This window comes from Streptomyces sp. 4F14, assembly GCF_048159485.1.
GTDB lineage: Bacteria > Actinomycetota > Actinomycetes > Streptomycetales > Streptomycetaceae > Streptomyces.
This window is the reverse complement of the sequence record NZ_JBLRVY010000011.1, coordinates 299,783-314,357: the sequence shown is the minus strand read 5'-3', so window position 1 is coordinate 314,357 and position 14,575 is coordinate 299,783. Positions and strand designations below refer to the sequence as shown.

Here is a 14,575-nt window from a genome sequence, read left to right as displayed (position 1 = left end):
GGTGGGGGGCGCCGGGGGGGGGGGGGGGGGGGGGGGGGGGGGGGGGGGGGGGTGGGGGGGGGGGGGGGGGGGGGGGGGGGGGGGCCGGGGGGGGGGGGGGGGGGGGGGGGCGGCGCCCGCCCCCCCCCCCCCCCACCACCCGCTGGCGAGCCCGTCCGCGTGCCACAGCGGCCACACCAAACCGACAGCCGCCCGATCGCGGCCACCCAGGTCCCCCGCCTGTCACAGGCTCGCGACGGGCCTCACCGCCGCGAACTCGCCATCGCCGCCCGCACCTTCGCGATGCCGCGCGCGGTCACCTGATCTACGCGATCCTCCGCGCCGTCCGCGCGCCCCGCCCCTCGGCAGCCCGCGCACAGCCCCGGCTCGGGCAGCGGGTCGCGGCACTGCTCGCACTCCTCCAGACGCTTCTGCGGTACGACCGGCCGCTCAGCGGGCTTCTTCCGCTCCAGCCGCGACCGCAGCACCGCAACCGGAGAGTGCACCACCTCGGGCAACCCGGTCAGCAGCGCCTGCCGCAGCTCGTCCTGCGAGGCTCCCCGCTCCATCCACTCCCGCACCAAGGGCGCGAGCGCCGCCGCCTCCGCCGCGCCCAGCGGCAGCCTCCGTTCCGGGCGAACCACTCTCAGCAGCGCGTTCACCGCCGCGAGCGACTCCGCGTCCAGGTCCTTCGAGCGCTCCGGAGCCGTACGACGCGGGCGAGGCGTCTGTTCGCGAGCAGGCTCCTCCGGCCCTCCCTCATCCTGGGCCGGAGCCGCCGCTGCGAGCGGCTGCTCCTCCTCACGGGGGAGGGAGGGTACTTTGACCAGGTCCTTTGGAAGGACGCCACGATCACCGCACTCCGGTTCGCCGGAGCCCGGCGCAGTGGCACCCGGCAGCAGCCCGGTCTGCGGGCGGTCGAAGACGTGCGCCTCCGAGCGCACCTGGCCGCTCGGCAGGCGGACCACCTCCACCCGGTAGTACCCCCACACCCGCAGCTCGTCCAGCGCCGCCGCCAGGGCCTTGCGCCCCTGCGGGCTCGAGTCCGCCATCTGCCGGCACGTCTCGCGCCAGTCGCCCGGACGGGAGAGGAGATCCACCAGCAACCCGCGGGCGGTGTAGCTCATCGCGCGGTTCTGCGCCAGCGCGTTGGGGACAATCACGAAGTTCGACGGGTGGGGGCTGCGGTGGATGCGCAGGGAGAACCTCCTCGGCACCGCGGCCGGGCCAGTCCCGACCGCGGGACGACGGACCATAGCCAGGAAGTCCCTGCAAGTGAAGCCCACGCCGAGCGACCTCGATCACACTCCGATGCTTCGTCCAAGGGCTTGCCGGAAATCAACACGGCGGTCAACGGCGGGTCGACGTGTGCACCGGGCCGCCAGCCGGTTCTCGACCGCGCCCCGCGCCAGCGCCAATTCCTCATCACCGATGGTCGTCTGCGCAACCACGACCTCGCTCGCCATGGGACCGCCCCTCTTGATCGGTGTGTCTTTCGACCTTACCCAGCGGTGCCTCGTCAGGATCTGGGACGTGAGAGCGGGCACCATGTCAGGCGGGGCACCCTGAACTCAGCGCAGTGGCGCGAACGTGAGCACGGCCAGCAGCGCGCCCAGCGCGGTCCCGGCGGCGACCTGGGAGGGTGTGTGGTCGCGCAATTTGATCCGCGACCAGCCGACGAGGGCCACGAGGGCGAAGCCGGCGAGTGCCCAGGGTCCGTACGCCACGGCGATCATGGCGACGCTGCCCGCGGCCACGGCCTGGTGAACGCTGATCTTCCAGGCGAAGGTGATCGCGGTGAGGGCGAACAGGGTCACCATCATGGTGACCACCATGGCGACCATCTCCTGGGGCGCTCCGCCGGCCAGCATCACGCCGAGGCCGACGGCGACGGACAGGAAGACGAACGGCAGGACCACGAACCGCTGCTTGCGCGAGCCGACGTGGCGGTCGCCGTACTTGCCCTTCTTGACCCCGCGCTGAATGAACAGCATGGGGATGACGGCGCAGAAGACGGAGGCGAAGACGCCCCAGGCGATGCCGGACCAGTGGGAGCTGTGCCATCCGATGACGAGGGTGTTGAGGATGATCCAGGTTCTGGGTTCCAGCCAGTCGGTGACGCGTCGGGCGAGCGGCGATTCGGGGGCCTGTGTGGGGGTGAGCATGGCGGGTTCCGTTTCGGGGTCGGGCGCGTTCAGACGGTGGTGTACGACGAGGTGGGGGTGGGGTGTTTCATCGCGTCGGCGAGGGACATGAGCCAGCGCAGCTCCTCGGCTTGTGCCAGTCCCTTGTTGCCCAGTTCGGGGTAGGGGCCGGTGAGGGTGGGGAGACCGGCGGCCTTTCTCTCGATCGCGGTGCGCATCCAGGCGACCTCGCGTTGGGCTTGGGAGAGGGGGCCTTCGGGGACGTCGGCTTCGGTGACCCACTCCCGGAGTGCGAGCTGGCCGTCGCAGATCTCGATCACGCGGCGGTGCAGCCACAGTTCGACGCTGAGGACAGGCTCGCGGCGCAGGACGACGTGCGGGGTGGCGCGGGCGACGGCCTTCCAGAGGGGTCGGAGACGACGCCAGGCGGTGTACTGGCGATAGGTCCGTGCGGAGGCCGGTACCAGCGGAAGCGCCTGGCCCACGACGATCAGGAGAAGCGCAGCGCTGCGCAGGACGACGGCGATGGCGTTCTGGCAGCCGGTTGAGATCGGCGGGGTGACGTCGGCGAGGCCGAGGTACACGAGAAGGGTCTTCTGGAAGGCGTAGACCGCTCCGAGGGATGTCCCGATGCCGAGCAGCAGCAGTCCGATGCGCAGCCAGCGTCCTTCCGTTTCCCGGATCGCGCCGAGGAACAGCCGGGAGGCGACGAACATGGTGACGCCGAGGGAGAGTTCGAAGGTCACGGCGTGAGCGGACGGCCAGAATTGCCCTTCGACGTTCTTGAAGGGCATCGAGTCGATTTCGGGCCTGTCCGAGAGGAAGAAGGTGAGTGTCAGGGCCGCGACGGTCAGCGTCCTTCCTGCTATCCGGGCCCTGCCGCTCGGTTTCCGGTCCGGCTGCACGACGGCGATGACGAAGTTCAGGAGGCAGACGGCCGACAGGAATGCGGCGACGTGTTCGATGAGCGAGGAGATGCTGTGGATGTGGAACAGCGTGTTCGTGTAATGCGCGACTGCCGGTACCTCGAAGCTCATGGCGAGGGCGATGAGGAGGAGTGTTCCGGTCCAGGCCGTCTGCTTGCGGGTTCGCCCGATTGTCGGGAGGCGCCAGAGGGCCGCGCACCAGAGGAGACCGGCGACGATGGCATTGGTCATGAGACACCGTCTTCTCGCTGGGGGCCGAGTGCCCTGGCGAGCCGGGTGATGATGCCGGGCCGTCCCGGGGCGAGATCGCCGGGGTGGCTGTGGCGCAGGATGCTGACCATGATGGTGGCCGCGATCTCGGCCTCTTCCTCCTGCACGGAGTTGTAGGCGGTCCGCCCCAGGGCGCGCTGGATCCGGTGGGCGTCGGCCTCGGAGAGCGCGGAGGAGGCGAGGGCCTCGACGGCCCGGTCGCTGCGGTGGTTGAGGAGCAGATGGGCCAGCTCGTGCCGGACGATCTGGCTGCGGTGGCGGCGACTGGCGGCGGCCTCGTGGAAGATGAAGTCGGTGTCAGGCAGTTCGAGCCAGATGCCGCACGGTGCATCAGCGGCCTCGATCGTGGGGAGCGGCTCCACTCTCAGAGGGCGACCGCGCTTGAGGGAGATGGCGCGGCACAACTCGTCCACGTCGCTGGGGTTTTCAAGGAAAATGCCGCGAAGAGCTTCCTTGCATTCGTGTTGCAGCCGACGCGCCTTTCGGGTGCCGGGCCGGTATCGCCGCATTCCTGTTCCCTCGTGCTCACGCCCCCGCGGTTGTTCAGCTTGGTGTGCACGCGAATCACAGGCCGAGATGAATTCCGGGTGCCGAATTTTTATACGGCGTGGTGAATCTTCGACGCAAGCGAAGATCAACTCTCGGCCGGGTAGGGTCCGGAACTTTCTGGCGAATCGTCAGAACGGTCAAGTCCCTCTAGCTCTCGGACCCTAGCGACCACTGCCTCAATCATTTTCAGAGACCCCGGGGAAAGTCCGGCGCTCCTCAGAGCGATTTTTCTCACATCGGCATCGGCGAGGGCGGCGGTGAGTTCCGATTCCGGAGCGTCCTGATCAGGGGGCATCAGGCGCTCTTCCGGGACGCCGAAGAACTGGGCGAGCACGGAGATCGTGTTGATCGTCGGGTTGGGTCGGTCGCCGCTGCGCAGGGCGGCCACCGCCGCCTCACTCAACCCCGAGCCGGCGGCGATCTGGGCGGTGGTGTAGGGCCGACCGGAGGGAGAGCGGACCTCCTCTATGACCGACTGGAGCCCGCGAGCTACCCGGCCGGAACGCTTGTCGGCTGACGTCATGACGGTCCTCGGTTGATGGCTTGCGGGCAGAACTCTACGTGAGTGATTTCGCCGTGCCGCTGTGGGCAGTTTAGCTACTTCAGTAGTAGGTGGCTTGCCGTGGATGAAGCGGGGACTGATGGCGCGTCCACCTTGCCTGATCAGCTGAAACCGTTAACTCTTGGCTGTACGTGATCTCTTCGTCATCGAATCCGACACCTCTGTGGTAGATGCTTCAGCCACACCGCAGTATGTCCATGTCCCGCAGGAGGAACACCACAGTAGTGATCGGAGGGGGAGGGGAACGAAAAGCGGCGTCCGGGAGAGCCAACTCCTGAACGCCGCTCGCGGCATCGAAGTGCCACCACAGTCACGCGGAAGCGGGGCCTCTCAAGTCCAGCCTCCGGCAACGCTCCACCCCTGCTCGGACTCAGGCACGTGCCGGACATGAAGACACATCTCGGCGTCGCCCTCACGCGGCGGCTTCGGCAGGCAGGTCCCGTACCCGCAGGAGCCGTTGCAGCTCATGCTTGCGGACGCGGTACTCGGATCCCACCCGCAGCACGGCACACGGGTACTGGCCGGTCCGGGCGAGCCTGTACCCGGTGGTGCGGCTGAGGCTGAGCAGCTCGTTCGCGTCGGGCAGGCGGATCGCCGGCGGCAGGCTGGCGAGCCGCTGGCGGATCGCCAGGTCGGGCAGGTCCAGGACGCGCAGAAGGTCAGCGGTGACGACCCGGTGCTGATCGCCGACCTTGAGGACGGCACAGGGGTACGTGCCTTCGTGGATCATGCGGTACCCAGTGGTGCGGGTGAGGTCCAGGAGCCTGTTGGCGTCGGCCACGAGTAGCGCGGGGGGCAGCTGCGCCAGGGCCTCGCGGGAGAAGCGCTTGGCACGCACCCTCGCCGTTATGTCGTTCAAAGCAGCACTCCCCGTACAGGATGTTCTCTGTCGGAGAAACTTCTACCACACTTGCTCGCGAAGCAGCGCAAGACCAAGTTACGCTGCTTCTCATGACGAACGCACCAGTACCAACTGCGCTCACCCTCCGGGTGGGCGAGGCTGTCCGTGCGGCACGAACCGACTTGGGGCTGAGCGCTCCCGAGGTCGCGAAGAGGTGCGCCGACCTCGGCGTTCCGATCCCTCCCACAGGCATCAACAAGATCGAGAACGGAGGACGCGGCAGCCTGAAGGTCGAGGAGGCTCTGGCGCTCGCCGTGGTGCTGCAGGTGCCGCTCGCATCGCTCCTGGTACCGCTCGGGACGGACGCCACCATCGAGCTTCTGCCGAACCTGCGCATCTCCAGCTGGGAGGCGGTGCGGGTGGTCACGGGCGAGGGCTTCATGGAGGACGCGCCCGAGGGGAGCCCTCGCTTCACGCTGGCGATGTTCCGTGAGCACGAGGTGGACGTGCAGACGGCGACGATCTCGACGCGCGCGGCTCGCGACTGGCGGGCACAGGCAGGCACGTCCTTTATCGGCTCGGACAGATACGACCAGCTGAACCGCCAAGCGGCCGAGATGGAGCGCATCGCCCGCGAGGACTGCCGACGCCTGCTGGCCACCCGCCAGCGAATGCGTGATCTCGATCTGCACCCGGCACCGCTGCCGGATCACCTTGCATTCATCGCCCAGGAAGAGGAGGTGCCCGACTGAAGGGCTCCATAACCCGCACGTGCTACTGCCGGGACGCGAAGACCGGCGCTCTGCACACCGCGGCGAATCCCTGCCCGAAGCTCCGGAACCCCAAGCACGGCAAGTGGTCCGTGCGCCAGGAGGTCTTCCCGGACGCCGAGGGCAAGCGCCGCCAGTTCCGCCGCACGGGCTTCGACAACTCGAAGGACGCGCAGAAAGAACTCGACCACGTCCGGGCTCTCCTCGCCCTCGCACCGGAGGACGAGCCCGAGGACCGCGCCCGCGTCAGCGACCTGATCATGCTCTGCCAGAAGGAGCGCTCGCCGCTCCCCGACCCGGAGAACACCGGCCGCCTCCTGAAGGCCGGGTTCAGCCTGACCAGCCGCATGACGGTCAGCGAGTGGCTCGATGCCTGGCTCAAGGGCAAGAAGAGGCTGCGACCCACCGGAACGACCCGGTACGACGTGGACATTCGCTGCCACCTGAAGCCCCGCATCGGTCACATCCGGCTCGACAAGCTCCGGGTGGAGCACCTCGACGAGATGTTCGAGGGGATCGACGCGACGAACGTGGAGGTCCTGGAGCAGAACGCGCAGCGGCGCCAGGCGGTCGAGGACCTCAAGTCCATCGAAGACCGGGCGGCCCGCCGCACCGCCCGGGAGGCCATCGCCGCGATGCCGCCGTTCCGGCGCGTCACGGGACTGTCCTCGCAGCACCACATCAAGGCCACGCTGCGCGCCGCGCTGAACACCGCCATCGCCCGCCAGCTGATCACCTTCAACCCGGCGCAGCACGTCGAGCTGACGACCGCCCCGAAGCCCAAGGCTCTGGTGTGGACGGCAGCCCGGATCGCCGAGTGGAAGCGAACCGGCAGGAAGCCGTCCCCGGTCATGGTCTGGACTCCGGCCCAGGCCGGTCTCTTCCTCGACCACGTCTCCGACCACAGGCTCTACGCCCTGTGGCACCTCTTCTGCTTCCGCGGCCCCCGCCGCGGAGAGGGCGTCGGTGCCCGCTGGGTCGACTTCGACCGGGACACCCCCTGTCTGTCGGTGGAGACCCAGCTCGTGCAGCTGGGCTGGAACGTCCTCGAAGGCGAGCCCAAGACCTCCAGCGGCATCCGCGTCGTCGCCCTTGACCCGGACACCAACAGCGTCCTGATCCACCACGAGAAGCTGCAGAAGGCCGAGCGATTTCGCTTCGGCCCCGGCTGGGCCGACACGGGCCGCATATTCGTGGAGGAGGACGGGACCTGGCTCCACCCGGGCAAGGTCTCCGACCTGTTCGCCCGCCTGGTGGAGGAAGCCGGGCTACCGCCCGTCCGCCTCCACGACCTCCGACACCTGGCCGCAACGCTCGCACTACTGGCGGGCATCGACATCCGCGTCGTCTCGGAAATGCTCGGCCACAGCGAAACGGCCGTCACCCGCGACATTTACCAGACCGTGCTGGAGGAGATCGCCCGCGAGGCGGCCGAGGCTGTCGTGAAACTCGTCCCCCGCCGCAAGGCGGTCTATCCCCGTCCCGGCATCACTGTCGCGTGACCCTCTCCCCCAACAGTGCCCGCCAGGAAATTCTTTCCGGCGGGCACTGTCGTTCCAGGAAGCTACAGCGGGCGAAAAAACACTCTCCGTCACCGGCCCGCGAGATGCGCTGGAAGCACCGAACCGCAGCGGACAGCGCCCACTGTCTTGGCCCCGACAGCGTCCATCCGCCCCGGGCAAGTTTCGGGCAAGTTCCTGACGCGTACACGTCATCAAGTCGCTCGCACACTTGACCGTGGCCACACAAAAGCCCAGGTCACGAGCTATGTGACCTGGGCTTTTTCAGAGCCGCCTTCGGGATTCGAACCCGAGACCTACGCATTACGAGTGCGTTGCTCTGGCCATCTGAGCTAAGGCGGCGCGCTGGTCACACCATGGTGCGATCAGCAACAGGGGTAAGTCTACACAGTTCCGGAGACTGCTCTGACCACCCCTGATGGCCGTCAGGAGCAGCGCTTGCCGGGGGGTGGGACGGTGCCGGACAGGAGGTAGGTGTTGATCGCCGAGTCGATGCAGGAGCTGCCACGCCCGTACGCGGTATGGCCGTCGCCGTCGTAGGTGAGGAGGTGGCCGGAGGAGAGCTGGGCGGCGAGGGATTCGGCCCAGCGGTAGGGGGTCGCGGGGTCGCGCAGGGTGCCGACGACGAGGATCGGGGCGGCGCCCCGCGCGGTGATGCGGTGAGGGACGCCGGTCGCGTGGACCGGCCAGTACGCGCAGGTGACGGACGCCCAGCCCATGCCCTCGCCGAAGACGGGGGACGCCTTCTCGAAGGCGGGGAGGGCCGCGCGGACCTCGTCGGGGGTGGCGTACGCCGGGGGGAGGTCGAGGCAGTTGACCGCGGCGTTGGCGAACATGAGGTTGGCGTAGCGCCCGGTGGCGTCGCGTTCGTAGTAGCTGTCGGCGAGGACGAGGAGGCCGGCGCCGTCGTTCTCCCGGATCGCGGACGACAGGGCCTCGCGGAGCTGTTCCCAGGCGCTCTCGTCGTACATCGCGGCGATCACGCCGGTCGTCGCGAGGGCCTCGCCCAGCTTGCGGCCGTCCGCGTCGCCGGCGGGGATCGGGTGCGCGTCCAGACGCCGGAAGAACGCCTTCAGGCCCGCGCCGACCTGCGCGGGGGTGCTGCCGAGGGCGCAGTCGGGGTGCCGTACGCAGTCTTTCGCGAACGACTGGAACGCCGTCTCGAAGCCGGCGGTCTGATCGAGGTTCAGCTGCCGCGCGGGCAGGGAGGGGTCCATGGCGCCGTCGAGGACGAGGCGGCCGACGCGGTCGGGGAACAGGCCCGCGTACGTCGCCCCGAGGAAGGTGCCGTACGACGCGCCCACGTAACTCAGCTTCGGGTCGCCCAGCGCCGCGCGCAGGATGTCCATGTCGCGCGCGGCCTCGACGGTCGAGACGTGCCGCAGGAGTTCGGGGGCGTCGGCGCCGCAGCCCTCCGCGAACTTCTGGTAGGCCGCGACCAGCGCGTCCGTCTCCCGCTGGTCGTCGGGGGTCGTGTCGGTCTGCGTGTACGCGTCCATCGCGCGCCCGCCGAGGCACTCCACGGGTTCGCTGCGGGCGACCCCGCGTGGGTCGACGGCGACCATGTCGTACCGCGCGCGCACCTGTGCCGGATAGCCGAGACCGGCGTACTGCTGGAGGTAGCCGACCGCCGAGCCGCCCGGGCCGCCGGGGTTGACCAGCAGCGAGCCCAGCCGCTCGCCCGGCCCCGTCGCCCTCTTCCGGGCCACCGCGAGCCGGACGTCCCCCCGCGCGGGCTGCGCGTAGTCCAGCGGCGCCTTCATCGTGGCGCACTGGAAGCCCGGCGCCCCGCAGTCGCGCCACCGCAGCTTCTGCCCGTAGTACGCGGACAGTTCGTCCGGCGTGGCCTTCGGCAGCGCCACCAGCTCGGCCCGCGCCGCGTCGGCCGCCGAGGCGGCATCCCCGGCGGAGCACCCGCTCAGCAGCAGCGCCGCCGAGGCGAGCGACGCGAGAAGGGCGGCGGGGGTTCGGAGACGGCGGGGACGGCTGCGGCTGGGGCTCATACACCGAGAGTAACGCTGAGCGACGACATGAACACGATTCGTCCGGGATTCACTCCGTACGAGTGACAGTCAGTCAACTCACAGTGACATCACGGCGATTGCCGCACGCCTCACCCCACCCGCACCCCTCACCCCGCCCGCAGCGCCATCGTCATCGCCTCCACCGCCAGCAACGGCGCCACGTTCCGGTCCAGCGCCACCCGGCACGCCCCGATCGCCTCGATCCGCCGCAGCGTCGCCTCCGCGGTCCCCTCCCGGGCGAGCCGCTCCAACGTGTCCTCGGCGTCCGCGTTCGCGAGGGCGACCCGCGTGCCGAGTTGGAGCGCGAGGACGTCGCGGTAGAAGGCCGTGAGGTCGGTGAGCGCGAGGTCGAGACTGTCGCGCTGGGTACGGGTCCTGCGGCGTTTCTGCTTGTCCTCCAGGTCCTTCATCACGCCCGCGGTGCCGCGCGGCATCCGGCTGCCCTGGGTCGCGCCGAGCGCCGCCTTCAGCTCCTCGGTCTCCTTCACGTCGACCTCCTCGGCGAGCACCTTCGCGTCCTCGGCCGCCGCGTCGACGAGTTCCTGCGCGGCCTTCAGCGCCCCGCCGATCTCACCGACCCGCAGCGGCAGCTTCAGCACGGACGCGCGCCGCTCCCGCGCGGCCGGGTCGGTCGCGAGGCGCCGGGCGCGGTCGACGTGCCCCTGTGTCGCGCGCGCGGCGGCGGCCGCGACGTCCGGCGCGATGCCCTCGCGCCGGACCAGCATGTCGGCGACGGCGGCGACGGACGGGGTGCTCAGGTTGAGGTGGCGGCAGCGGGAGCGGATCGTCGGCAGGACGTCTTCGAGGGACGGCGCGCACAGCAGCCAGACGGTGCGCGGCGCCGGTTCCTCGACGGCCTTCAGGACCGCGTTCGCCGACTTCTCGTTGAGCCGTTCCGCGTCCTCGACGAGGATGATCTGCCAGCGGCCGGTCGCCGGGGACGTGAACGACTTCCGGACCGTGTCCCGCATGTCCTCCGCGAGGATCTGCGTGCCGACGGCGGCGACGGCGGTCACGTCCGCGTGCGTCCCGATCAGCGCCGTATGGCATCCGTCGCAGAACCCGCACCCCGGCGCCCCGCCCAGCGCCCGGTCCGGGCTCACGCACTGGAGCGCCGCCGCGAACGCCCGCGCGACCTGCGTACGGCCCGAGCCGGGCGGTCCCGTGAACAGCCAGGCATGCGTCATCTTCGACGCCTCGGGCGGCGCCCCGCCGCTCACCGCCGCCGTGACGAACGCGTCGGCGTCCCGAGCGGCGGCCCCCAGCTGCTCACTGACCCGCTCCTGCCCGACGAGGTCGTCCCACACACTCACCTGGCCGGCCACCTTCCGTTTCGTCCCACTCGGCGCTGCGGGTTCCATTGTGCGGGAGCCGACTGACAACGGGGTCCGGCGCCGAGACCGGAGGCTGCGGCCACCACCGCGCGGGCGCGGGAAACGACGAAGGTGCCGCATCCGCCGTACGACAGACGCGGCACCCCGTAACGCGCTCCGCCTACCTCCGGCGCCCGTCCTCGTCGTCCCGCCGGGAACCGAGCAACTCGTCGGCCAGTGACGGCAGATCGTCCAACGGTGTCTCCTCGGCCCAGTCCGACCGGGGCCGCCTGCGCGGTGCCCCGCTCTCGTCGACCTGGGGCAGCTCCCGCGTACGGTCCTCGCGCTCGTCCCGGAAGAACCCCGGCGGCACCCGGTCCGCGGGCCGTTCCCCCGCCGAAGCCTCCGGAACCGGCGGCAGCACGGCCGTCTCCTCCGCGTCGGCGTCGACAGCCCAGGACGGCCGCGCGGAAGCGGACGGCTGGGGCAGCTCGGCCGTCACCTCACCGGCCCCCGGCGCCTCGTCCTTCACCAGCCGCACGGGCGGCAGTACGGCGGTCTCCTCGACGTCCCGCCCGCGCGCGGCCTCCTCCGGCGTCACGGCGGGCGTGGGCACGGTGACCGCCTCCGAAGCGGCGGGCCAGCCCCCCTTCTTGCCGACGCCGGAGCCAGAGCCGGAGCCGGAACGCGAACCGGACCCCGAGCCGGCACCAGCCCCGGCAGCCCCACCCCGAGCCACCGGCCAGGCCGCCGACTCCCCGGACTCGGTCCGCACATCGCGCCCCTCGGAAGCCCCCTCGGCCCCCGCGCCCCCGCGCGCGGCAGGCCAGCTCACCGCACCGGCACCGGTCCCGGGCTCACCCCCGACAGGCCCCGAGGGCCACCCACCGCCCGTGCCCCCGGCGACCGGCGTCCCGTGCGCAGGCGTCCGGGGCCCCGCAGCAGCCGCAGCCGCCGCTTCCTCGGCAGCCCGCCGGGCCTCCTCGGCCCGCAGCAGCGCCTCTTCGGCCCGCCGCTGCTTCTCGACCCGCCGCGCCTCGGCCTCGGCCCGCAGCCGCGCCTCCTCCTCGGCCTGCTGACGGCGTCGCTCCGCCTCGGCAGCCCGCCGTGCCTCTTCCTCGGCGCGCGCCTTCTCCTCCGCGAGGAGGCGGACCCGCTCCTCCTCGGCCCGCTTGCGCGCTTCCTCCGCGCGCACGCGCGCCTCCTCGGCCTGCCGTTCGGCCTCGCGCCGCTGCGCCTCCTCCAGCTCGCGCCGCTTGCGCTCCTCCTCCTCGGCACGCAGCTTGGCGAGCTGCTCCTGCCGCTCGCGCTCCAGGCGCTCTTCCTCGGCCTTGCGGGCGGCCTCTTCCTCGGCCTTGCGCCGGGCCTCCTCCTCGGCCTTCCTGCGCGCCTCCTCCTGGGCCTCGATCTCGGCCTCGGACAAGGGCAGCAGCTGGTCGAGCCGCGCGCGGACGACGGTGGTCACGGACTCGGGTTCCTGGCCTGCGTCGACGACGAGGTAGCGCCCGGGGTCGGCGGCGGCGAGCGTGAGGAAACCGGCCCGCACGCGCGCGTGGAACTCGGCGGGCTCCGACTCCAGCCGGTCGGGCGCCTCGGTGAACCGCTCGCGGGCGGTCTCCGGCGAGACGTCGAGCAGGACGGTCAGATGCGGGACGAGTCCGTCGGTCGCCCAGCGCGAGATGCGCGCGATCTCGACGGGCGAGAGGTCGCGCCCGGCGCCCTGGTAGGCGACCGAGGAGTCGATGTACCGGTCGGTGATGACGACGGCGCCGCGCTCCAGGGCGGGCCGTACGACGGTGTCGACGTGCTCGGCGCGGTCGGCGGCGTACAGCAGCGCCTCCGCGCGGTGCGAGAGGCCCGCCGAGGAGACGTCGAGGAGGATCGAGCGCAGCCGCTTGCCGACCGGCGTCGCGCCGGGCTCGCGGGTGAGGACGACCTCGTGTCCCTTGGCCCTTATCCACTCGGCGAGCGCCTCGGCCTGGGTGGACTTGCCGGCGCCGTCGCCGCCCTCCAGGGCGATGAAGAAGCCGGTCGCGGCGGGCGCGGTCGCGGGCTCGGAGCCGCCGAGCAGGGCGTCGCGCAGGTCCTGGCGCAGGGGGACGCCGGAGCGGTCGTCGACCTTGGCGAGGACCAGCGCGGCGACCGGCAGCAGCAGCGCGCCGACCAGCATCAGCGTGAACGCGGCGCCGCCGTGCGCGAAGACGAACCGGCCGCTTTCCAGGCGGTGCGGGCCGATCAGCGCGGCCACGAGGGGCGCGATCAGCGCGGCGAACCCGACGAAGACCCGTACGACCGCGTGGAGGTGTTCGGTGACCCGCGCGCGGCGGCTGTCCTCGGTCTCCTGGTCGAGCAGCGCGTGCCCGGTGTTCGCGGCGACGCCCGCGCCCACGCCCGCGAGGGCGGCGAGCAGCAGGACCGTTGCGTTGTCCGGGACGAGCCCGGCGGCCAGCAGCGACACGCCGGTGACCGCGATCGCCAGCGCCAGCAGGCGGCGGCGCGAGAGCGCGGGCAGGATCCGGCCCGCGCTGCGGATGCCGACGACGACTCCGCCGGTCAGGCCGAGGACGAGCAGGCCGTAGGAGATCGGGCCGCCGCCCAGGTCGACGGCCTGGAGGACGGAGACCGATACGGCGGCGGCGATCGCGCCCGCGACGGCGCCGCAGGCCGTCACCAGGAGCGGGATCGCGCCGGTGCGGCCGGTCTCGGAGCCGCTCGCCGCGCGCGGGCGGCGCAGGCCCTCCAGCGGGGACCGCGCGCGCGGGGTGCGCACCTTGGGCAGTTCCAGCGCGGAGACGACCGACAGGGACGCGGCGAACAGACCCGCCGCGACGTACGACGCGAGGGCCGCCTGATGCTGGTCGAACCAGGCGACGCCGGCGCCCAGCAGGACGTTCACCAGGCCGGCCGTGATCAGGACGGCGCCGCCGAGCGGGATCGCCGCGAAGCTCGTACGCAGGGACAGGCGGCGCAGGGCGTCCATGTGGTCCGGCAGCGGCCGTACCGTCGCGCCCTCCGGGGGCGGCGCCGGCAGCAGCGCGGGCGCGGCGCCCTCGCGCGCGATCGTCCACAGCCGCTCGGCGATGCCGGTCACGAAGACCGTCGCCAGCAGCAGCACCAGGGCGTTGCCAGGCGTCCAGTCGATCCACAGGGGCGCGACGATCAGCAGCACCGCGCGCACGCCGTCCGCGCCGGCCATCGTCCAGCGGCGGTCCAGCGGGCCGTCGGGCGAGGTCAGGGACGTCAGCGGCCCCAGCAGGACCGCCCCGAACAGCACGGTCGCCACGGCCCGCACGCCGAGGACGAGCGCCACGGCGAGCGCCATGCCGCGGTATCCGCCGCCCAGCGACTCCTGCGCGACGGCGGCCTGGAGCGTGAGGAAGACCAGCACCAGGACGGCGAGGGCGTCTCCGGTCCCGCCCACCAGCTGGGCACTCCACAAGCGCCGCAGCTGCGGCTGCCTGAGCAACGCCCGCACGGCGCGCTCGCGTGAGTCCACCACCAGGGCGTCATTCTCTGCCGGGTGAAGGCCCGTCGGCTGCTCGGCTCGCGTCATGCTTTCAGCCTATCCGCCCCCACTGACACACCACCCCATACGACCGTTCTCGCCGGCCGCCCGCGGGTGCGCCCACCGGACCCGCACCCGGTCCCCACCACTCCCCCGCACCCGGGAACGGCGA

Annotated in this window: 11 protein-coding genes and 1 tRNA gene; 2 read left to right on the top strand and 10 right to left on the bottom strand. The window is 71.5% G+C overall.

Features of this window, described 5'->3' with window-relative positions:
- Window positions 1-242: 242 nt before the first annotated feature.
- From ACLZOT_RS21765 to ACLZOT_RS21740, 6 genes are all read right to left on the bottom strand, one after another.
- Entirely contained in the window at window positions 243-1,235 is a 993-nt protein-coding gene (locus ACLZOT_RS21765; RefSeq protein ID WP_416970653.1) for a hypothetical protein, read from the bottom strand.
- A gap of 315 nt (window positions 1,236-1,550) precedes the next feature.
- Window positions 1,551-2,144 (bottom strand): hypothetical protein, encoded by a 594-nt coding sequence (locus ACLZOT_RS21760; protein WP_416970652.1) that lies wholly within the window; start codon window positions 2,142-2,144, stop codon window positions 1,551-1,553.
- 29 nt (window positions 2,145-2,173) lie between these two features.
- Entirely contained in the window at window positions 2,174-3,280 is a 1,107-nt protein-coding gene (locus ACLZOT_RS21755; RefSeq protein WP_416970651.1) for an MAB_1171c family putative transporter, read from the bottom strand.
- Window positions 3,277-3,681, bottom strand: a complete 405-nt coding sequence (locus tag ACLZOT_RS21750; RefSeq protein ID WP_416970650.1) for a hypothetical protein — start codon at window positions 3,679-3,681, stop codon at window positions 3,277-3,279. Before ACLZOT_RS21750 ends, ACLZOT_RS21755 begins: the two co-directional genes overlap by 4 nt.
- A 272-nt stretch (window positions 3,682-3,953) precedes the next feature.
- Entirely contained in the window at window positions 3,954-4,391 is a 438-nt protein-coding gene (locus tag ACLZOT_RS21745) for a hypothetical protein (protein WP_416970649.1), read from the bottom strand.
- A 451-nt stretch (window positions 4,392-4,842) separates the two neighbouring features.
- Entirely contained in the window at window positions 4,843-5,289 is a 447-nt protein-coding gene (locus ACLZOT_RS21740; RefSeq protein ID WP_416970648.1) for a helix-turn-helix transcriptional regulator, read from the bottom strand.
- A 92-nt stretch (window positions 5,290-5,381) separates the two neighbouring features.
- Here ACLZOT_RS21740 and ACLZOT_RS21735 point away from each other — a divergent pair, with 92 nt between their 5' ends.
- Both ACLZOT_RS21735 and ACLZOT_RS21730 read left to right on the top strand, forming a co-directional pair.
- Window positions 5,382-6,023 carry a helix-turn-helix domain-containing protein gene (locus ACLZOT_RS21735; RefSeq protein WP_416970647.1) on the top strand — a complete coding sequence of 214 codons (642 nt, stop codon included), beginning with the start codon at window positions 5,382-5,384 and terminating at the stop codon, window positions 6,021-6,023.
- Between the two features lie 110 nt (window positions 6,024-6,133).
- Window positions 6,134-7,543, top strand: coding sequence for a tyrosine-type recombinase/integrase (locus tag ACLZOT_RS21730; RefSeq protein WP_416970646.1), 1,410 nt, complete (start codon window positions 6,134-6,136; stop codon window positions 7,541-7,543).
- Window positions 7,544-7,829: 286 nt separating this feature from the next.
- Here ACLZOT_RS21730 and ACLZOT_RS21725 read toward each other — a convergent pair.
- The 4 genes from ACLZOT_RS21725 to tmk form a co-directional block, all read right to left on the bottom strand.
- Window positions 7,830-7,903: transfer RNA gene (locus ACLZOT_RS21725), tRNA-Thr, on the bottom strand.
- Between the two features lie 83 nt (window positions 7,904-7,986).
- The gene (locus ACLZOT_RS21720; protein ID WP_416970645.1) at window positions 7,987-9,564 is read right to left on the bottom strand and encodes an alpha/beta hydrolase; all 1,578 of its coding nucleotides are present in this window, start codon (window positions 9,562-9,564) and stop codon (window positions 7,987-7,989) included.
- Window positions 9,565-9,692: 128 nt separating this feature from the next.
- Window positions 9,693-10,898: a DNA polymerase III subunit delta' gene (locus tag ACLZOT_RS21715; protein ID WP_416970644.1), complete on the bottom strand. Its 1,206-nt coding sequence runs from the start codon at window positions 10,896-10,898 to the stop codon at window positions 9,693-9,695.
- Between the two features lie 181 nt (window positions 10,899-11,079).
- Window positions 11,080-14,451, bottom strand: coding sequence for a dTMP kinase (gene tmk / locus ACLZOT_RS21710; RefSeq protein WP_416970643.1), 3,372 nt, complete (start codon window positions 14,449-14,451; stop codon window positions 11,080-11,082).
- Window positions 14,452-14,575: the final 124 nt, after the last annotated feature.